The 18090-nt window shown below is 62.7% G+C and carries 22 protein-coding genes and 1 other RNA gene; 9 read left to right on the forward strand and 14 right to left on the reverse strand.

Annotated features, from left to right (window positions below; genetic code table 11):
* Positions 1-198: 198 nt before the first annotated feature.
* The 8 genes from E8A46_RS22420 to E8A46_RS22455 all read right to left on the reverse strand — a co-directional run bounded on the left by E8A46_RS22420 (position 199) and on the right by E8A46_RS22455 (position 5821).
* Positions 199-399 carry a DUF2065 domain-containing protein gene (locus E8A46_RS22420; RefSeq protein WP_291565942.1) on the reverse strand — a complete coding sequence of 67 codons (201 nt, stop codon included), beginning with the start codon at positions 397-399 and terminating at the stop codon, positions 199-201.
* 85 nt (positions 400-484) lie between these two features.
* Positions 485-1399, reverse strand: a complete 915-nt coding sequence (gene hflC, locus E8A46_RS22425; protein WP_291565944.1) for a protease modulator HflC — start codon at positions 1397-1399, stop codon at positions 485-487.
* The gene (gene hflK / locus E8A46_RS22430) at positions 1396-2550 is read right to left on the reverse strand and encodes an FtsH protease activity modulator HflK (protein ID WP_291565946.1); all 1155 of its coding nucleotides are present in this window, start codon (positions 2548-2550) and stop codon (positions 1396-1398) included. Before hflK ends, hflC begins: the two co-directional genes overlap by 4 nt.
* 157 nt (positions 2551-2707) lie before the next feature.
* Entirely contained in the window at positions 2708-3220 is a 513-nt protein-coding gene (locus E8A46_RS22435; protein ID WP_291565948.1) for a dihydrofolate reductase, read from the reverse strand.
* Entirely contained in the window at positions 3220-3705 is a 486-nt protein-coding gene (locus E8A46_RS22440; protein ID WP_291565950.1) for a GNAT family N-acetyltransferase, read from the reverse strand. The genes E8A46_RS22435 and E8A46_RS22440 overlap by 1 nt, the downstream gene beginning before the upstream one ends.
* A gap of 8 nt (positions 3706-3713) precedes the next feature.
* Positions 3714-4508 carry a thymidylate synthase gene (locus E8A46_RS22445; protein WP_291565952.1) on the reverse strand — a complete coding sequence of 265 codons (795 nt, stop codon included), beginning with the start codon at positions 4506-4508 and terminating at the stop codon, positions 3714-3716.
* A 177-nt stretch (positions 4509-4685) separates the two neighbouring features.
* A complete protein-coding gene (locus E8A46_RS22450; RefSeq protein ID WP_291565954.1) occupies positions 4686-5222 on the reverse strand; it encodes a chromate transporter in 537 nt (178 codons plus the stop codon).
* Entirely contained in the window at positions 5219-5821 is a 603-nt protein-coding gene (locus E8A46_RS22455; protein ID WP_291565956.1) for a chromate transporter, read from the reverse strand. The genes E8A46_RS22450 and E8A46_RS22455 overlap by 4 nt, the downstream gene beginning before the upstream one ends.
* A gap of 97 nt (positions 5822-5918) precedes the next feature.
* On the opposite strand from E8A46_RS22455, the gene ssrA reads away from it, so the two are divergent.
* The 5 genes from ssrA to E8A46_RS22480 all read left to right on the forward strand — a co-directional run bounded on the left by ssrA (position 5919) and on the right by E8A46_RS22480 (position 9284).
* Positions 5919-6280: a transfer-messenger RNA gene (gene ssrA, locus E8A46_RS22460) on the forward strand.
* A gap of 161 nt (positions 6281-6441) precedes the next feature.
* On the forward strand, positions 6442-6951 hold the full coding sequence (locus E8A46_RS22465; protein ID WP_291565958.1) for a ClpXP protease specificity-enhancing factor SspB: 510 nt from the start codon (positions 6442-6444) through the stop codon (positions 6949-6951).
* 83 nt (positions 6952-7034) lie between these two features.
* The gene (fumC, locus tag E8A46_RS22470; RefSeq protein WP_291565960.1) at positions 7035-8453 is read left to right on the forward strand and encodes a class II fumarate hydratase; all 1419 of its coding nucleotides are present in this window, start codon (positions 7035-7037) and stop codon (positions 8451-8453) included.
* A 388-nt stretch (positions 8454-8841) separates the two neighbouring features.
* Positions 8842-9030: a DUF4169 family protein gene (locus E8A46_RS22475; protein ID WP_291565962.1), complete on the forward strand. Its 189-nt coding sequence runs from the start codon at positions 8842-8844 to the stop codon at positions 9028-9030.
* Positions 9027-9284: a ribbon-helix-helix domain-containing protein gene (locus tag E8A46_RS22480; RefSeq protein ID WP_291565964.1), complete on the forward strand. Its 258-nt coding sequence runs from the start codon at positions 9027-9029 to the stop codon at positions 9282-9284. The genes E8A46_RS22475 and E8A46_RS22480 overlap by 4 nt, the downstream gene beginning before the upstream one ends.
* A 34-nt stretch (positions 9285-9318) precedes the next feature.
* Here E8A46_RS22480 and E8A46_RS22485 read toward each other — a convergent pair whose 3' ends face one another.
* The 6 genes from E8A46_RS22485 to E8A46_RS22510 all read right to left on the reverse strand — a co-directional run bounded on the left by E8A46_RS22485 (position 9319) and on the right by E8A46_RS22510 (position 12737).
* Positions 9319-9816 (reverse strand): cytochrome c, encoded by a 498-nt coding sequence (locus tag E8A46_RS22485; RefSeq protein ID WP_291565965.1) that lies wholly within the window; start codon positions 9814-9816, stop codon positions 9319-9321.
* A gap of 9 nt (positions 9817-9825) precedes the next feature.
* Entirely contained in the window at positions 9826-10251 is a 426-nt protein-coding gene (locus E8A46_RS22490) for a DUF6152 family protein (RefSeq protein WP_291565968.1), read from the reverse strand.
* Between the two features lie 72 nt (positions 10252-10323).
* A complete protein-coding gene (locus E8A46_RS22495; RefSeq protein ID WP_291565970.1) occupies positions 10324-10749 on the reverse strand; it encodes a DUF6152 family protein in 426 nt (141 codons plus the stop codon).
* Positions 10750-10775: 26 nt separating this feature from the next.
* Entirely contained in the window at positions 10776-11621 is an 846-nt protein-coding gene (locus E8A46_RS22500; protein ID WP_291565971.1) for a hypothetical protein, read from the reverse strand.
* A 72-nt stretch (positions 11622-11693) separates the two neighbouring features.
* Positions 11694-12191 carry a DUF6644 family protein gene (locus tag E8A46_RS22505; RefSeq protein ID WP_291565973.1) on the reverse strand — a complete coding sequence of 166 codons (498 nt, stop codon included), beginning with the start codon at positions 12189-12191 and terminating at the stop codon, positions 11694-11696.
* 48 nt (positions 12192-12239) lie between these two features.
* Positions 12240-12737, reverse strand: coding sequence for a DUF6644 family protein (locus E8A46_RS22510; RefSeq protein WP_291565975.1), 498 nt, complete (start codon positions 12735-12737; stop codon positions 12240-12242).
* A 449-nt stretch (positions 12738-13186) separates the two neighbouring features.
* Here E8A46_RS22510 and E8A46_RS22515 point away from each other — a divergent pair, with 449 nt between their 5' ends.
* From E8A46_RS22515 to E8A46_RS22530, 4 genes are read left to right on the forward strand one after another with little or no spacing between them, the layout of a single operon-like run.
* A complete protein-coding gene (locus E8A46_RS22515) occupies positions 13187-14122 on the forward strand; it encodes a class I mannose-6-phosphate isomerase (protein WP_291565977.1) in 936 nt (311 codons plus the stop codon).
* On the forward strand, positions 14119-16404 hold the full coding sequence (locus E8A46_RS22520; RefSeq protein WP_291565979.1) for a glycosyltransferase family 4 protein: 2286 nt from the start codon (positions 14119-14121) through the stop codon (positions 16402-16404). Before E8A46_RS22515 ends, E8A46_RS22520 begins: the two co-directional genes overlap by 4 nt.
* Positions 16405-16442: 38 nt before the next feature.
* Entirely contained in the window at positions 16443-17744 is a 1302-nt protein-coding gene (locus E8A46_RS22525) for a glycoside hydrolase family 130 protein (RefSeq protein WP_291565982.1), read from the forward strand.
* Positions 17744-17986, forward strand: coding sequence for a hypothetical protein (locus E8A46_RS22530; protein WP_291565984.1), 243 nt, complete (start codon positions 17744-17746; stop codon positions 17984-17986). Before E8A46_RS22525 ends, E8A46_RS22530 begins: the two co-directional genes overlap by 1 nt.
* Positions 17987-18090 lie beyond the last annotated feature (104 nt).

Consider the following 18090-nt stretch of genomic DNA (forward strand, 5'->3'; position numbering starts at 1 on the left):
CGAACGGGGTGACCGTGCAAGCGTTTGAGCCCAGCATTTCGGCGAAAAACAGCCGCAGGAACTCACGATGGCGTTGATATGGCGGGTGATTTGAACCCGTCATGCCGGGATGGTGCGCAAGCACCAGACCTCAGAAGAGCAATATTGCACATTGTAGTTCGATACCTTGCATCGCCCCGGAATGACGGTGAGCTACCCCTATCGCCGCACCACCCATATCAGGACCAGGCCCGCAACCGCCGAGCCGATGCCGACCGCCCTGAGAATATTGTCCGGGGTCGTCAGCGCGCTCTTCATCGCCCGGCGCATCCAGGCCGGGCTCGCCGCGAACATCAGACCTTCAAGCACAAACAGAATTCCCACACCGATGAGGAAGTCGGCGAACGCTATGGACCTCATCGGACTGAAACCCCCCGTTTGATTTTTACTTTAATTGAGGCCGAAGCGGGGTCCGCTTCGGCCCTGGTCCGGACCGAAACCGCTGTTACTGCTTCGGTGCCGGCGCCGGTTCAGCCCGCGCCACCGGCGGCTTGCCGGATGCGTTGCTGAAGAACTTGAAGAAGTCGGAATCCGGCCGCAGCAGGAATCGCGTGTCGTTGCTCTTCAGCCCGTTTTCATAGGCCGTCATCGAACGGTAGAACGCGAAGAAGTCGGGATCCTTGCCATAGGCTTCGGCGAACAGCCGGTTGCGTTCGCCGTCGCCCTCGCCGCGCACCTGCTCGGCGGTCGAATTGGCTTCGGCGACGATCACGGTCGCTTCGCGATCGGCATTGGACCTGATCTCCTGCGCCTTCTGGCCACCCTGCGCGCGGAATTCGGCGGCCTCGCGCTGCCGTTCGGTCTGCATGCGCTGATAGACCGCCTGGCTGTTCTGCTCCGGCAGATCGGCGCGCCTGATCCGCACGTCGACCACCTGGATGCCGTAGCCGCCGGCTTCATGATCGAGCTGGTCGCGGATCCGCCCCATCAGGGTCTCGCGCTCGTCACGCACCACCTGGATGAAGGTGACCTCGCCGAGCACGCGGCGCAGCGACGCGTTGAGAAGCGTCGTCAGCTGGATGTTGGCGGCCTGGATCGAGCCGACGCTCTGATAGAACCGGAGCGCGTTCTTGATGCGGTAGCGGGCGAAGGCGTCGACCACCAGCCGCTTCTGATCCGACGCGATCACTTCCTGCGACGGATTTTCCAGATCGAGGATACGCTTGTCGATCGGGATCACGGTGTCGATGAACGGCGCCTTGAAATTCAGGCCGGGTTCGGTGACGACGCGCACGGGATCGCCGAGCCGCACCACCAGCGCCTGCTCGGTCATATCCACGGTGAAGACCGAGCTGTAGCCGATGATGGCGAGCACAAACAGCGCGAACAGCGTGACAATACCTGCTACTGGGGATCTCATCTGGCGGCTCCGCTCGGCTGTTGCGGCTGGACCGATGTCGCCGCAGGGGGACGACGTGCCGTCAGTTCACTCAAGGGCAGATAGGGGACGATGCCCGGCGCCGACGCCGAACCGCCGCCGTCATAGATCAGCTTCTCGGAACCGCCGAGGATGCGCTCAATGGTTTCCAGATAGATGCGCTGCCGGGTCACGTCGGGCGCCTTCCTGTATTCGTCGTACACTTTCAGAAAGCGCGCGCTCTGGCCCTTGGCTTCGGCGACCGCTTGCTGCTTGTAGCCTTCGGCGACCTGCAGGATCTGCGCGGCGCGTCCCTTGGCGTCGGGAACGACGCGGTTGGCATAGGTTTGCGCTTCGTTCTGCAAGCGCTCGAGGTCGGCGCGCGCCGCCTGCACGTCGCGGAATGAATCGATCACCTGCGCCGGCGGGTCGACCTTCTGCATCTGCACCTGCTGCACCAGGATGCCCGCACCGTAGTTGTCGAGCGTCTTTTGCATCAGCTCCTGTACATTGGCCTCCGTGGTGGTACGCGCGCCGGTGAGGATCGGCTGGATGTTGGCTTTGCCGACGGCTTCGCGCATCGCGCTTTCGGCCACCGCCTTCACGGTGCCTTCCGGATTCTGGATGTTGAACAGATAATTGCCGACACCATCCGGCTTGATCCGCCACAGCACGGTGAAATCGACGTCGACGATATTCTCGTCGCCGGTCAGCATCAGGCTTTCTTCGGGCACGTCGCGCATGGTCCGGCCGCGCCGCGCCGGATCGTCGATCAGCGTCATGCCGATCGAGATGGTGGAGACGCGCAGCGCCTTCGGCAGCAGCACGGTCTCGATCGGATACGGCAGATGATAGTTGAGGCCCGGCTGCACCGTGCGCACATGCTTGCCGAAGCGCAGCACGACGCCGAGTTCTTCGGACTGGACGCGGAAGAAGCCGGACAGTCCCCAAATCGCCAGTGCGCCGATCAGGATCAGCGCGATGCCGAGGCCGCTGAAATAGCCGCCCGGCAGGAGTTGCTGGAGCCGGTCCTGGGCGCGGCGCAGAAGGTCTTCAAGATCGGGCGGTCTCGGCCCGACCGGCTGCGGGCCGGAGCCCCATGGCCCTTTCGGACCCGAACCCCATGGGCCTCCGCCTTGATTCTTCCACGGCATCAACAATCTCCTTCGCGGGCTGAAGGGCCAAGATGCCCCGCCCTGCTACTTCCGCAGGCTTTATAGGGGACGGGCCCGCCCCTTACAACGCAAGCTTGGTGCTCGCAGCAGCTATGCCTGAGCCGGTAATTGTCAATGCAAACATTACGGGATGGGGTTAATGTGACCCCCGCCGGCGATAGGTGACAAAGGAAAAGTCGGCGCTGTCGTCCGGACCGGCCGAATTCCTCACCCGCGCAACCTCTTCCCAGACAGTCGCATCGATGGCCGCGAAATAGGTGTCGCCCTCGGGCCGGGCGTGAACTTCGGTGATTTCCAGCCGGTCGGCCAGCGCCATCCACTGCGCGTAAATTTCCGCGCCGCCGATCACGGCGATTTCAGAGACGAAACGCCGCAGCGCATCGCCGGTCGCGACCGCGCGGGCGTCCGCGAGTGTGGTTGTGACGACGGCGCCGGCAGCGCGAAGATCGCCGTCGCGGGTGAGCACGATGTTGGTTCGCCCAGGCAGCGGGCGGCGCAGCGAGAAGAAGGTCTTGCGGCCCATCACCACCGGCCTGCCAAGCGTCATCGTCTTGAAGCGTTGCAGATCGGTCTTCAGCCGCCAGGGTATCGCGCCGCCCGCGCCGATCACACCATTGTCGGCGACGGCCACGATGAGGGCGATTTCCATCACCGCTTTCCTCCTGCGAGCGCGGTCAGCGCTGGACCGGCAACCTTGCACACGGTCCACTCGTCCAGCATCTCCGCGCCGAGCGATTTGTAAAATTCGATCGAGGGCGTGTTCCAGTCCAGCACCGCCCATTGCAACCGCGACCAGCCATTCGCCACGCACTCCTTCGCAAGATGCGACAGCAACGCCTTGCCGATGCCCTTGCCGCGTTGCGCCGGGCGCACGAACAGGTCCTCCAGATAGATCCCGGAGCGGCCGCTGAAGGTCGAAAAATTGATGAACCAGACCGCGAAGCCGGCCACCTCGCCGTTCCATTCCGCGATGTCGCAGAACAGCCTGGGATCGCTGCCGAACAATGCCTCCCCGATGCCAGCCTCGGTGGCGTCGACCTCGTGCAGCAGCTTCTCGTATTCGGCGAGCTCGCGGACTAGCGACAGCACCAGTCCCGCTTCATCGGGACGCGCGCGACGGATGATCAGGGACATTCAATCGCTCACACCGCGACCTCGGCCCGGATATGCGGGTGCGGGTCGTAGCCCTCGAGCACAAAGTCTTCGTAGCGGAATGCGAAGATATCCTTCACCTCGGGATTGATCTTCATCGTCGGCAGCGGCCGCGTCGGGCGCGTCAGCTGCAGACGCGCCTGCTCGAGATGGTTCGAATAAAGGTGCACGTCGCCGAAGGAGTGAATGAAGTCGCCGGGCTTCAGACCCGTTACCTGCGCGACCATCATGGTCAAGAGCGCATAGGAGGCGATGTTGAAGGGCACGCCGAGAAATACGTCCGCCGAGCGCTGATAGAGCTGGCACGATAATTTGCCGCCCGCGACGTAGAACTGGAACAGGCAGTGACAGGGCGGCAGCGCCATCTTGTCGACGTCGGCCGGATTCCACGCGCTCACGATCAGGCGCCGCGAATCCGGATTACGCCGGATCATGTCGATGACGTTGGCGATCTGGTCGATGCTCCGTCCATCCGGCGCCGGCCAGGAGCGCCACTGCGAGCCATAGACCGGGCCGAGGTCGCCATTGGCGTCAGCCCATTCGTCCCAGATCGTCACGCCGTGATCCCGGAGGTATTTGACGTTGGTGTCGCCTTTGAGAAACCACAGCAATTCGTAAATGATCGCTTTCAGCGGCAGCTTCTTGGTGGTCAGCATCGGAAATCCGGCCGCGAGATTGAAGCGCATCTGGTGGCCGAAGATCGACAACGTCCCGGTGCCGGTGCGGTCAGCCTTTTCCGCGCCGTCACTCAAGATCCGTTCGAGCAGGTCGTGATACTGATTCATGGCGTTGCGTCTGGGGCCTCAAGGAAGCCGGGGAAGCCGCGTTTTAGCGGCCGGCCCGGCGGTTCGACAGGCGATTCGGCCGGCCGCGGCGATTATACCCGGAAAAATGAGGATCCGGCCCGGCAACGGCAGATCGTGCCCTCATCTCACCGGATCGCCTTGGCCAGGCAGGGATTCTTACCCGATAAGGCCGGCAAAACCGAGGCATCCCCCGGCGAGCAGCATCCAGAGTGGATTGAGCCGCGTCACGGAAGCCAGCACCGCGGCGCCGGCGGTGACGAGGGCTGCGGCCAAGGTCCGGTCGGAGGCCCGCGCCAGAACGAAGCCGCTGGCGCCCATCAATCCGATCGACAGCGGAACCAGCGCCGCCTGGACGATGGCGGGCCAGCGCGCATGGCTGGATCGCGCGAGGAAGCGGCTCACACACAGCGCCAGCACCGCCGTCGGCACGCACATCGAAAGCGTGGCGACCAGCGCGCCGGCGATGCCGGCGACGGAATAGCCGATTAGGGTGACGATCAGCACGTTCGGCCCCGGCGACAGTTGCGATATCGCGTAGACATCGGCGAACTGCTTGTCGGTCAGCCAGTGCTGAACGTCGACCGCGACCCGGTGCATTTCCGGAATGGCGGAATTCGCGCCACCGACCGCGAACAGCGACATCAGGGCGAAGGTCCATGCCAGCGTCAGGAGCGGGTTGGCGTCCGAATTCATGCCGCACCTCGCCGCCGCATGGCGAAGGTGATGGCGAGGCTGATCGGGATAGCCACCAGCAACACCGCCGCCAGCGGCAGCCGCAACAGCCCGATCGCCACAAACACCGCGGCCAGGACGACCAGGCCGATCCAATCGCGCCGCTTGATCAGCGGCCACATCATCCGGAAGACGACGGCGATCAAAAGGCCGACCGCCGCGCAGGACACTCCAGCCAGGATGCGCCGCAACGCATCGATTTCACCGTAGCGCTGATACAGCGCCGCCAGCACCGTCACGATCACGACGGGAGGACCGACCAGGCCTGCGAACGCGGCAATGGCGCCGGCAATACCGCGAAAGCGCGATCCGAACACAAAGGTCAAGTTGACGATGTTCGGGCCCGGCAGAAAGTGGCACAGCGCGAAGGTCTCGTTGAACTCGTCCGCAGTCATCCACTTGTGCTGATCGACGATGCCGCGCCGCGCCCAAACCAGCACGCCGCCGAAACCCGCCAGCGACATCTTGGCGAACGCAACAAACAGCGCGATCAGGCTGGGCGGAGATGATGTCGGGGGGCTCGGCGCCGGAACGGCGGCCGGCGGCGAATCCGGGGGCATGGCTGAAAACCTAGAACGGCGGCCACGCCGGCGCCAACCGGTATTCCGCTTATTCCACCCCCGGGTGGCCAGTTCCGGACCCGGACCGGCCCTGCGGGCTCTGTTTTTCTCAACCTGTGCGCCCTATATTGGGGGAGCCGGTTCGCCGGCTATGGAAATAAATTGCCGTCGCAATAAACCATTCGGACCCGGGGGCAGCACCCGGCGCCTCCACCCAAGCCCGCCTCGCCTGAGAGCGGCGGGCTTCGGCGGGGGCGAAACAGGATCGACGAGGGCGTAAAGGGCGTGTTTTTTCTCGGTATGGTTCCGCCGTTATCGGGCTATGCAATAGTTGCAAACGACAACTATGCTCCGGTTGCTCAGGCCGCGTAAGCGGTTTGAAAAACCAAGTCTAAAGTCCTAGTGGGTTAAGCTCCGCTGGGCGGGGTTCGGAGGCACCTGGCAACAGAAGCCTCCACTTCAATTTGCTCACCATTCCACGGTTTTGCCGGAATTTTCAGCAGCGGCGGCAACGCCTGCTGACCTTAAGCCGCCGGCGGGGTAGCATGGGGGAATGGGCGAGTCGGACCACCGGCATCGCCGCAGCTCCGCGGCAGCATTTGAACGCGACAGGACCGATAATGGCGACCGATCATATCCGATACGACGTGCTGGCGCGCGACGCGCTGCGCGGGGTGCTTCGTCGCGTATTGGCTGACGCCGCCGAGCACGGCCTGCCCGGCGAGCATCATTTCTTCATCACCTTTTTGTCCACCGCGGAGGGCGTGAAATTGTCGCCGCGACTGCTTGCGCAATATCCGGAAGAGATGACGGTCATTCTCCAGCACCAGTTCTGGGATCTGGTGGTGACGGAGGATCGTTTCGAGGTCGGCCTGTCGTTCGGCGGGATCCCGGAGCGCCTCGTGGTTCCCTTCAATTCCATCAAGAGCTTCTTCGACCCCTCGGTACAGTTCGGCCTGCAATTCGAGCCGTCCGATGCTGCGACAGAGGCTGCCGCGACCAATCTTCCGGCGGTGCCGACGCCCTCCGGCCTGCCGGTTCCCGCACCTGCCGCCGAAAATCAGGACCAGGCGGCAAAGCCTGGCGAAGGGGCTGAAGTCGTTCGGCTGGATCGTTTCCGCAAGAAATAATCCGCGCGAAAGCGTTCTCCCTGTAGAATAGGCGTAGCGGGGCCCGCGCGAGACGCGTGGCTCGCGCGCAGCAGACGTGATCCATGGCACGATCGACACTCTCCCCCGGTTCCCCTTCCACCCGCACCGAGACCGACAGTTTCGGTCCGATCCAGGTTCCCGCCGATCGTTATTGGGGGGCGCAGACAGAGCGCTCCCTGCAGAATTTCCGCATCGGCCATGACCGGATGCCGATCGCCATCATTCGTGCGCTAGGAATCGTCAAGCTGGCGGCAGCACAAACCAATCGTGAACTCGGGCTGCTTGATCAGCGTCGCAGTCGCGCCATCACCCGTGCCGCACGTGAGGTGATCGACGGCAAGCTCGACGATCATTTCCCGCTGGTGGTCTGGCAGACCGGATCCGGCACGCAGACCAACATGAACCTCAACGAGGTGATCGCCAATCGCGCCAATGAACTGCTTGGCGGCAAGCTGGGCGCCAAAGCGCCGGTACATCCCAACGACCACGTCAATATGAGCCAGTCGTCGAACGACTCGTTCCCGACCGCGATGCACATCGCCGCCGCGATACGCATCACCGACGATCTCGTTCCGGCGCTCGAGATGCTCCACCGCGCGCTGCGGAGGAAGGAAAAGGCGTTCGCCCATATCGTCAAGATCGGCCGCACCCATACCCAGGATGCGACGCCGCTGACGCTTGGCCAGGAATTTTCCGGCTACGCCGCGCAGATCGAGAGCGGCATCGCCCGATTGCGCGTGGCGATCAGGGATCTCTACCCTCTGGCGCAAGGCGGCACCGCGGTCGGCACCGGCCTCAACTCAAAGCCGAAATTTGCCAGGGCGTTTGCCAGGCAGGTTGCCAAAATCACCAAGCTTCCTTTCACCAGCGCCGCCAACAAGTTCGAGGCGCTGGCCTCCAACGACGCCTATGTATTCATGCATGGCGCCATCAACGCGATGGCCACCGGCCTGTTCAAGATCGCCAACGATATCCGTTTGCTCGGGTCGGGGCCCCGGTCCGGCCTGGGGGAACTGATCCTGCCCGAGAACGAGCCGGGTTCCTCGATCATGCCCGGCAAGGTCAACCCGACCCAGTGCGAGGCCGTCACCATGGTTTGCTGCCAGGTGTTCGGCAATCAGGCGGCCATCACCGCCGCCGGCAGCCAGGGCCATTTCGAGCTCAACGTCTACAAGCCCGTACTGGCATATTGTATGATACATTCCATCCAACTGATGGCCGATGTCGCCCGTTCCTTCACCGAACACTGCGTCGAGGGAATACTCGCCGACGAAAAGCGTATCCGGGAACTGATGGAACGTTCGCTGATGCTGGTGACCGCGCTCGCGCCCAGGATCGGCTACGACAACGCCGCCAAGGTCGCCAAATCGGCGCATGCCCGCGGAACCACCTTGAAAGAAGAGGCGGTGCGGCTGGGCTTTGTTTCCACTGATGAATTCGACCGGCTGGTGAAACCGGAGAAGATGACACGCCCCGGCTGATCGGCGCATCGCGGTGTTCCGAAAGAATGCGCGGGCGGAAAATAGTTCTGGATCGTACCGTCTAAAGAATTAGGCTGTCCGGCTATCGCCACGGCGCCGGGGCGTGGTAGAGCAAAAAAATATTTTCGCAGAGCGAAGCACTTTTTTGATGCTATCAAAGGGCATAATGGGGATTTTCCTGGATGGCGACCGAGCTGGCTAGCGCGCGTCCTGCAAGATTGGATGCGGGCTTTGCATCCGCACGCCGCGCGCGGTTATCAATCGAGCGCATTTTCGCAGAGCCAGCCGGATTGCTCCATACCGCCGGCACGGGCTCTGACCGCGGCGGTGCACACTCCGGTCTTCGTCGACGTGACGCATGCCGGCTGATCGCATAATGGGGACCGGCATGGGGGATGTGGTCAATCTGAAGCAATTCAAGAAGCGCGCCGCGCGGGATCGATCGGAGAAAGAGGCCGCAGCCAATCGTACGCGGTTTGGCCGAACCAAATCCGAACGCATCCTGGACGAACGGCGCGCCAGCCGCGCCGATGACATGCTGGATCAACATCGGATCGACGGCGAGGACGCGTCATGAAATCGCCTGTCGTGAAACGGTCGATCGTGGTCGCGGGTCACAAAACCAGCGTCAGCCTCGAGGAGGCATTCTGGAACGGCATGAAGGAGATTTCGGGACTTCGGAACATGACCCTGTCCGAACTGGTGGGCGAGATCGACAACAACCGCCAGCAAGGCAATCTGTCCTCCGCCATTCGCCTGTTCGTGCTGGATTATTTCCGGTCGCGCGCCGGCGCTGCGACGGCGGCGGCGGATTCAAAACCGCAGGCATAGGCCTGGCCCAGAAGGGGGCATTGCCCCCCAAACATCAATCCGTCTTCATGTTCAAGGCATGACAGGCGTTGCAGCGCTGGCGCAACTGTCCGATCAGCGGCCTGAATTCGTCGGCCCGCTTGGCGCGGCTGGCGCTCCAGGCGATCTTCGAGGCCTCGGTGGCGCGCTGGTAGAAGTCTGCAAAGTTCAACCACAGACCGGGATTGGCGAACGTATCCGTGGCCGGATCGCGCTCGGCTCCTGGCTTCCACTGATTGGTGGCCGGCGGGAACAGATGCGGGAACGCCATCAGCATGGTCGAGATCGTTTCGGCATGCTCCTGGGCATCCGACAGCACGAGCTTGCCTTCCGGCGCCAGCATGGTCTCGACCTCATCCATGTTCATGTCGATGGCGCCCATGAGGATCTTGCGGGCAAAGATCGTGTCCTTGGGTGCCGGCTGATCCTCCGCGACGGCCGGCACGGCCGCAATGCTGAGCGCTGCCGCGAGGACACCGACCGCGATGCGGCTTTGTTTGGGAAAAGTGCGCACGCGCTGGCTCTATTCGAGATCGGCCCTTTCGTGGTCGCGGATATTGGTAGCGTATACCTCGCCGTTGGAAAGCGTCGTCAGCTGACGCAAGAGACCCAGCCTCTTGCCGGGCTCCCGCAGCGGATGGAACACGACCTCGACCAGTTCGCCAGGCTTCACGGCGTCACGCTGCCAGCCGCCGACGCGCGTCAGGTTCCCGGGGCTCGTCGTTTCGATCAGCCATTCGGCCGGCGCTTCGCCGGACTTGAGCGTGCCTTTGACGGTCAGCGTGACGTGCGGGTTGACCCAACGCAGCTCCACCAACTTGCCCTTGAGCACCTCGCTCCGCAAGACATCGAACATCGACGCGGAATGGTGGGCAACCACTTGCGAAATTCCCGCGGCAACGACCGCCAAGACAGCAAACACGCCAATTGATTTCATGAAGAATCGCATGGTCATCTCCTGGGGTTTTTCTTGCCGCTACGTGGTCGGAATCGATCGGGAGAAAGGGCGCAACAGCTTGCTTTATTCGAGGCCCGGCTTTTCCTGATCGCGGATATTGGCTGCGAACACTTCGCCGGTCGCAAGCACGGTGAGCTGTCTCATGAGGCCACTCTTTTTGTCGGCGTCACGCAACGGATGGAACTCGACCTCGACCTGATCGCCCGGCTTGACCACATCGCGGCGCCATCCGCCGACCCGCACCAGATTTCCGGGGCTGGTCGTTTCCATCAGCCATTCAGCAGGCGCTTCGTCCGCTCTCAGCGAACCGTTTAGGGTCAAGGTGACATGCGGGTTGACCCAGCGCAGTTCCACCACGGTACCCTTCAGCGTCATCGTCTTGGAAAAATCGAACATGGATGCCGAATGGTGCGCGGCGACCTGGGATATTCCCGCGGCGAGTGCCGCAACGGCGGCAAGCGCGCCGATCGCCTTCATGAGTTGTCGCATCGATATCTCCTGTTTTGCCTTTGCGGCTATTTCGCCGGAACAGCTGTCGTGTGGCCCCATTCGGATTTTTCGACGGGTACGAAGATGTGATCGCCTTCCGCATTGACCCGCTCCACCAGATCGCCGGTGGCGCAGACGCCTTCCACGATGTCGAACTTGCGCGCGCGCTGGCGGAAGAAGATGCGCGTCGTCTTCCACGGCTTGGTCAGAATCTTCGGCGCGATGATTTCCAGTTCATCATGCAGGATGTCCTTGTCGGCAAGGTGGATGCGTTCGATCACGTGCATGTCGCCATTGTTGGGCAGGCCGGCGGCTTCGCTGATGGCAAGCGGCGCTTGCGGAATAATATCGACGGTATCGACGACAAGCGTGTCGCCCTCCCAATGCCCGATCGAGTGGCCATGAAAGGTCGGATCGGAAACTTCCGGGTGACCACGGCCATCGGCGTAGATGCGGCGGATCCGGTTGCCATCCGACTCGCCGAGCATGGTGACCCGGCCGGGCGTGAACAGGACTTCCATGGCGTTGTGGGTGACCAGCATCCAGGACGGATGCGCCTCGGGCAGGCAGTTGGAAAAGATCAGGCGCGGCCGGCCGGCCTTTTCCTCGGCGAACATCTGCTGGATTTTCCTGGCGGCGGTCTCGTTCCACGGTGGCGGATTGGTTTTGACCTGGGCGTCCTGGTCGCTGATTTTCGGATTCCAGACGCCGCTCCAGTCCGGCAATTTGCCAAGATCGGCCCAATCCTGGGCTGATGGCGGCGGGTTGATGACGGTTGGCGCCTTCTTGGGGGCTTGCGCGGAAGCCATCGAAGGCGCCGCCAGCGAGGCAAGCAGACCAACAACGATAATACCCAGTGGACCAGATTTCACGCGCAGTTCTCCGAAATATGAGGTGGCCCGATAAACCCATGCAGCGTAGCGACAACCCGTTTCATTGTGAAGTCAGTGCATCGTGAAGCCGATCCCGCGACCGAACGCGACCACGGCGATCCATAGCAGCAGCGAGATGGTCGCGGCGGCCTTGGCGGCGATCGGCGCGCGGCCGGTTCCCGTGTCCCAGCGCTGGACGTCGCCAGTGCCGATGAAATGAAACACCGCCATGTTGAGACCGGCCAGCGCGAGCAGCACGAGCTTGCCCCGGAACAGGAAATTGTGGGCATAATGCACGGCGTCCGACGAGAACATCAGCGAACCGGTGACCGCGGCGACGGCGAACGCGCCCCAGGTATAGGGGATCACGTCGCGCATCAGCCTGCGAACCCTGAGATCGAGCGAAGCAACACCGAGGAGCCGCAGGTCGACGATCGAGATGGTGCCGACCACCAGCACGATCGCCAAAACGTGAACGGATTCGATCCACGGAAACAGGATTTCATTTTCGGCAATCGCACTGGCGATGGGGGTTGCCTGGAGCCATCCCAGAGCGCGGTCAATCTCCACTGAGAAAATCCCTTGTGTTCGGCATGGTGGCTGGGCCATTCGATCCGGTCACGCGAAATAGGCGATCCACCGGCCTGCGAAAATGATCGAGGACCACAGCAGCATCGAGACAATGGCAACCGTCGCGGCGGCGGCGCGCGGTCCGGAGCGCAGATCGCCGAAGCTGGCATTGCGCCGCTGCAGAAACTGAAACAGCCCGGTGACGATCAACGCCCCGATCAACAGCAGCATCTTGATCTGGAAGGCCGGATTCTTCAGGGACCGCGCCGGTTCAGCGATAATCATGAGGATGCCCGTGGCGAGCAGGATTAGCAGGGGCCACCACACCAGCGGCAAGAACCGCGACGTTACTTCCTTCATCGGCCGGTCTGCCCAGAACACGCCGATCAGGCGAAGATCGATCATCAGCGCCGAGCTGGCGACGACCGCAATCGCGAGGATGTGAATCGTCTGCACCGTCGGCACGGCCCATTTCGTGACCTGAATCGCCTGGCTCAACGCCGTCTGGTCGATCCAATGGCATATCTCGTTAAGCGTAAGAGCCATGTCAGCCAGCTAGAACCCAATTAGAACCAAGGAAGAGCCCCAATCACGGCGAATGAGGCGGCAGCGTACATGCGGCGCCCCGGGGGGAGAAGGCATGTTTTCACATGGACGCATGTAATTTCACATGGACGCAGGTACCGCGGTGACAGGCCGGCCCCCCTGCATCTTGGTTTTGAGCCGGCGGAGCAGGAACAACCCCGGCCCCCCCTGATCCAGCCGGGCAGATCGCGCTTTCAGGTGCCCTCTTCGTGCCCGGCGCAAGGACTGGACGGTGCGTTTTACGCGCGCTGCGGCTTGTTATCGGGTCCCGGAGTAGCCACTTGATCCATTAGCGTAATTGGGCCGCTGCAACAGCTCCTGTCCCGGAACGCAACGCTTCGCCAAATCCGATAGACGATTTCGACCAACGGCATATCGCTTCGATATGCGCGTGAGGGGTCAGGACACCTATGGCCATCGAACATGCCGCCGTGCAGGTTGTGCGCAAGCCGTGGGGGGTCGCGGATCTGCATCCCTGGAGCAGCATCGAAGGTTCCGGCGATCGAGTTGGGGAGCTGTGGTTTGAGCGCACCGATCGAAGCGCACGGCTCCCGGCGTTACTGCTCAAGCTGCTGTTCACCAGCGAGCCTTTGTCGATTCAGGTTCATCCGGACGATGCATTCGCCCGCACCGTCGGGCTGCCGAACGGCAAGACCGAAGCATGGTACATCCTCTCGGCAACGCCGGATGCGCGGATCGGCCTTGGATTGAAACGGCGCCTCGCGCCAGGGGAACTGCGCACGGCGATCAAGAACGGCTCGATTTCCAGTCTGGTTGATTGGCGTTCAGTCAAGCAAGGCGACGTCATCTTCATCCCTGCCGGCACCATCCACGCCATAGGCGCCGGGATCGTGCTCGCCGAGATTCAGCAACACAGCGACGCGACTTTCCGTCTGTTCGACTATGGCCGGACGCGCGAGCTACACGAAGACAGCGCCGTCGCCGTTTCCGACGCCGGGCCGCTTCAGACCCAAGCTGGCGCTCGCCGCCTCACCGCGGTCCGAACCGCGCTGGTCGCAAGCCCGCATTTTGTCCTGGAGCGGATCGATCTTCCGGCAAATTCGAGCTGGGCCCTCAATGCGACGCGGGAAACCTGGACCCTCGTGATCGAAGGTCAAGCTCGGGTCGGACGGACGAGCCTGAAGGTCGGCGACGCTGTCTTTGCCGAGGCCGACCGCGCCGGGATCGACGTCGGGCCCGATGGAATGAGCGCTTTGCTAGCCTATCCGGGACCAGATCCGGTTGTTGCGTTGCTGGAAGACAGTGGAGAACACATGACCAAATCCGCCTCTACATCGGTTGCGCGCCCGTCGAAACCGGAAGAGATCGTCGGGGTCCAGAGATGACGCCGCTCCGTCGCATCGCCTTCATCGGTAATTCACTTCCCCGCCATTGCGGGATCGCCACCTTCACCACGGACCTGCAGCAGGCGATCACGACGTCACGCCAGGACCTCGAGACCCGCATCGTGGCAATGACCGACCATGGTCAAGCCTATGACTATCCTGCTTCGGTCGCTTTCCAGATCAACGACGGCAACATCGAGGAATATGCACGCGCTGCAGACTTCCTGAACGCCGGCCGGTTCGACGTCGTCTGTCTGCAGCATGAATTCGGGATTTTCGGCGGCGAAGCCGGCGCCCACCTTCTCGTGCTGTTGTCGCGCCTCACCGTGCCTGTGGTCACGACGCTGCACACCGTGTTGGCCAGGCCGACTGCGGTCCAGCGCGCGGTGCTGAACGGCATCGTCGAGGCGTCTTCGAAGATCGTGGTGATGGCCGAGAAGGGCCGTGAGCTGCTCCGAAGCGTCTATCACGTGCCCGACGACAAGATCGAAGTCATCGCCCACGGTATTCCCGAGGTCGCATTTTCCGGACCCGATGCCGCGAAGGCCAGGCTCGGCTTTGCCGGGAGGCCGGTCATTCTGACATTCGGCCTGTTGTCTCCCAACAAGGGCATCGAAGTCATGATCGACGCCATGCCGCTGATTCTGAAGCGGCGCCCGGATGCGGTCTATGTCGTGCTCGGCGCGACGCATCCGAATCTGGTCCGCGACCAGGGCGAGGCCTATCGCGAAAGCCTGATCGCGCGGGTCCGTGAACTTGGCGTCGAAGACCACGTCGTGTTCCTCGACCGCTTCGTCGATCAGGCGACGCTGCTCGAATTCATTTCGATGTGCGATGTCTATGCTACGCCCTATCTCAACGAAGCGCAGATGACGTCAGGTACATTGGCCTACAGCTTCGGAATGGGCAGGCCGGTGGTCTCGACGCCCTACTGGCACGCGCACGAACTGCTGGCCGATGGCCGCGGCGTTCTGGTGCCCTTTGGCAATGCGGCAGCGACCGGGCACGAGATCGCGGAATTGCTCACCGACGACGCCCGCCGGGAAGCGATGTGTCGCCGGGCCTACACGTTCAGCCGCACCATGACATGGCAACGCGCCGCCGAGCGTTACGTGTCCGTCTTCGAGCAGGCGCGGCAGGGTCACTGGCTCAAGGTCGTCGCCCGCTCCGACGCGACCTCGCCCGAACCGCGCAGCCCGGCGGCGCCCGACATGCAAATCGGTCATTTCCTTGCGATGTGCGACGATACCGGGCTGTTCCAGCATGCCGTGCATTCGGTGCCCGATCGCTCGCACGGCTATTGCGTCGATGACAACGCCCGCGCATTGCTGCTGGCCTGCGCCCTCAACGACCCGGGCGAGCAGCGGCTGCCGGATATCCTGACCGCCCGTTTTGCGGCTTTCGTGCAGCATGCATGGAACCCCGACACCAGGCGATTTCGCAACTTCATGGGCTTCAATCGGACCTGGCTTGAGGGCAGCGGTTCCGAAGACAGCCATGGGCGAACGCTCTGGGCCCTGGGCGAGTGCGCGCGCAAAGACGCAAGCCCGTCGCGGCGGCGCTGGGCTCAAGCCTTGTTCGCCGAAGCATTGCCGACCGCGGAGGGCTTCCGTTCCCCCCGCGCGTGGGCATTCACGCTGCTGGGTCTGGACGCCTATTGCGCCATGGCGCCGGATGATCTCCACGCCCTGGAAGTCCGGCATTCTCTTGCCGGCAGGTTGATGTCGATTCTGGCGTCGGTCGAGACCCCGGAATGGGTCTGGTTCGAGGAAGGACTGGCCTATGACAACGCGCGCCTGCCGCAGGCTTTGATGATAGCGGGCATGGCGACGCAAAGGCGTGATTATGTCGATGCCGGGCTGAGGTCGCTGCATTGGCTGATGACCCAGCAAACCGCACCGGCGGGTCATTTCCGCCCGGTCGGCACCGCCGGTTTCGGCGAACAGCGGCAACGTCCCCGCACCTTCGATCAGCAACCCGTGGAAGCAACGGCGACGATCGCTGCCTGCCTCACGGCCTGGCGGGCGGACGGCGATGCCGAGTGGAAGACCACCGCAACCCGCGTCTTCGCGTGGTTTTTCGGCAGCAACGACCTGTCCGTGGTGCTGGTCGACCCATACACCGGAAGTTGTCGCGATGGGCTGCACCCGGATCGTGCTAATGAAAATCGCGGCGGTGAGTCGGTCTTATCCTATCTTCTCAGTCTCGCGGAAATCAGACAGCTCGCCCGCGTCAACACCAGCCAGACCCCGCCCGCGGCGCTTCGCGCCGTCGGTACCTGAATTTGACCGCCCATTTCACTCCAACGAGCCGAGGCATCTTGTCGTCGCGAGCCACCTTCCTCAACCGTCAGGCGCTTTATCTGCGTCCCGACCCGGCGCGGGTGATCGTGCGCCCGTTCAAGCCGGCGACGGAACCGCGCGATCTCAACCCCACCGACAAGACGCGGGCCAACCACATCGTCGACCGGGTTCTCGCGCTCGACCCCGAAGCCGTTGCCAGCCAGCTCGAAGACGTCCTGGACAATTTCGACGGCCGCCACCGCAACCTGCTGGAGACGTTCGAATCACGCGCCGATGTGATGGAACAGGCGCTGACAGCTCATGGCACCTTCTCCCAGGCCCAGCGCCAACTGATCGGCGCCTATTTTCTCAACGAATATTCGTTCGAAGCCTCGGCCTTGTTCAACCCCAGCATCGTACCCCATCCCGATCAGTCCGACGCGCCGAAAGGCGGCCTGCGCTTCATCCTCAGTCTCCGGGCCATTGGCGAAGGGCATGTGTCGTCACTGACATTTCGGGCCGGCACCGTCGCCGCCGATGGGGGCCTGACCGTCGATCCGACGGCCCGGCTCGCTTCCAGCCCGCGGATCAGCCGCCGCATATCCAAACCGGACGGCGACCATGTCGAGCTGACTTTCAATCCCGAAGAAGAGCTCAGCGAACGCGTGATCTTCCCCGTCACCGATTCCCAGTCGAACGGCATCGAGGATGCGCGCTTTGTCCAATTCAGCGACGAGAATCGGAAAACCTACTACGCGACCTATACTGCCTATAGCGGCCGGGCGATCCGTTCCGAATTGATCGAGACCAGCGATTTCATGTCGTTCCGGCTGACACCCCTGAAAGGGGCCGCGGCACAGAACAAGGGCATGGCGCTATTTCCTCGCAAGATCGACGGCAAATACGCCATGATCGCGCGGCAGGACAACGAGAACCTGTATCTGATCCGTTCGGACGACCTCTACACATGGGACGGCGGTCAGGCCATTCTGAAGCCGGAATTTCCCTGGGAGTTCGTTCAGATCGGCAATTGCGGATCGCCGATCGAACTCGATGAAGGCTGGTTGCTGCTGACGCACGGCGTCGGCCCGGTCCGCAAATACTCGATCGGCGCGGCGCTGCTCGACAAGAACGACCCCTCCAAGGTGCTGGCGCGCTCGCGCGAGCCGCTGTTGCGGCCTGAACCATCCGAGCGTGAAGGATACGTCCCCAACGTCGTCTATACCTGCGGTGCGATGCGGCACAACGACCAGATCATTTTGCCCTACGCCGTATCGGACACCTTCTCCAATTTTGCGACCATCAAGATTTCGGCTCTGATGCAAGCGATGAAAGTGTGATGACCAGGGAAACCAGCTATTTCGTTCAATCTTTCAACGCCGGCAAAGGCGGAAGCCTAAAGGCCGACGCTCCGATAGCCTGCAAATCGGCGACGGGCGCGCTCCGGACGGCAGAACGATTGGCATTGAGCAAACTCGGCGTCATTGCGTTCTCATCCACCGGTGACCCCGAAATGGGCGACTATGACGACGAGCCTACGGTCATCTTCCGGAATGGCCAGCTTCCTGCGGCTTTCGAGTAAACAGCCGGCCGAGGCTTGGAGTTGCGATGACCGCCGCGCCTGACGCTGCCGGTCCTCGGGCGTTCGGCCAGACTGCCAAACAGACGGCCTTGGCGCGGATGCGC

This window comes from Bradyrhizobium sp. (assembly GCF_004799445.1).
Taxonomy (GTDB): domain Bacteria; phylum Pseudomonadota; class Alphaproteobacteria; order Rhizobiales; family Xanthobacteraceae; genus Bradyrhizobium.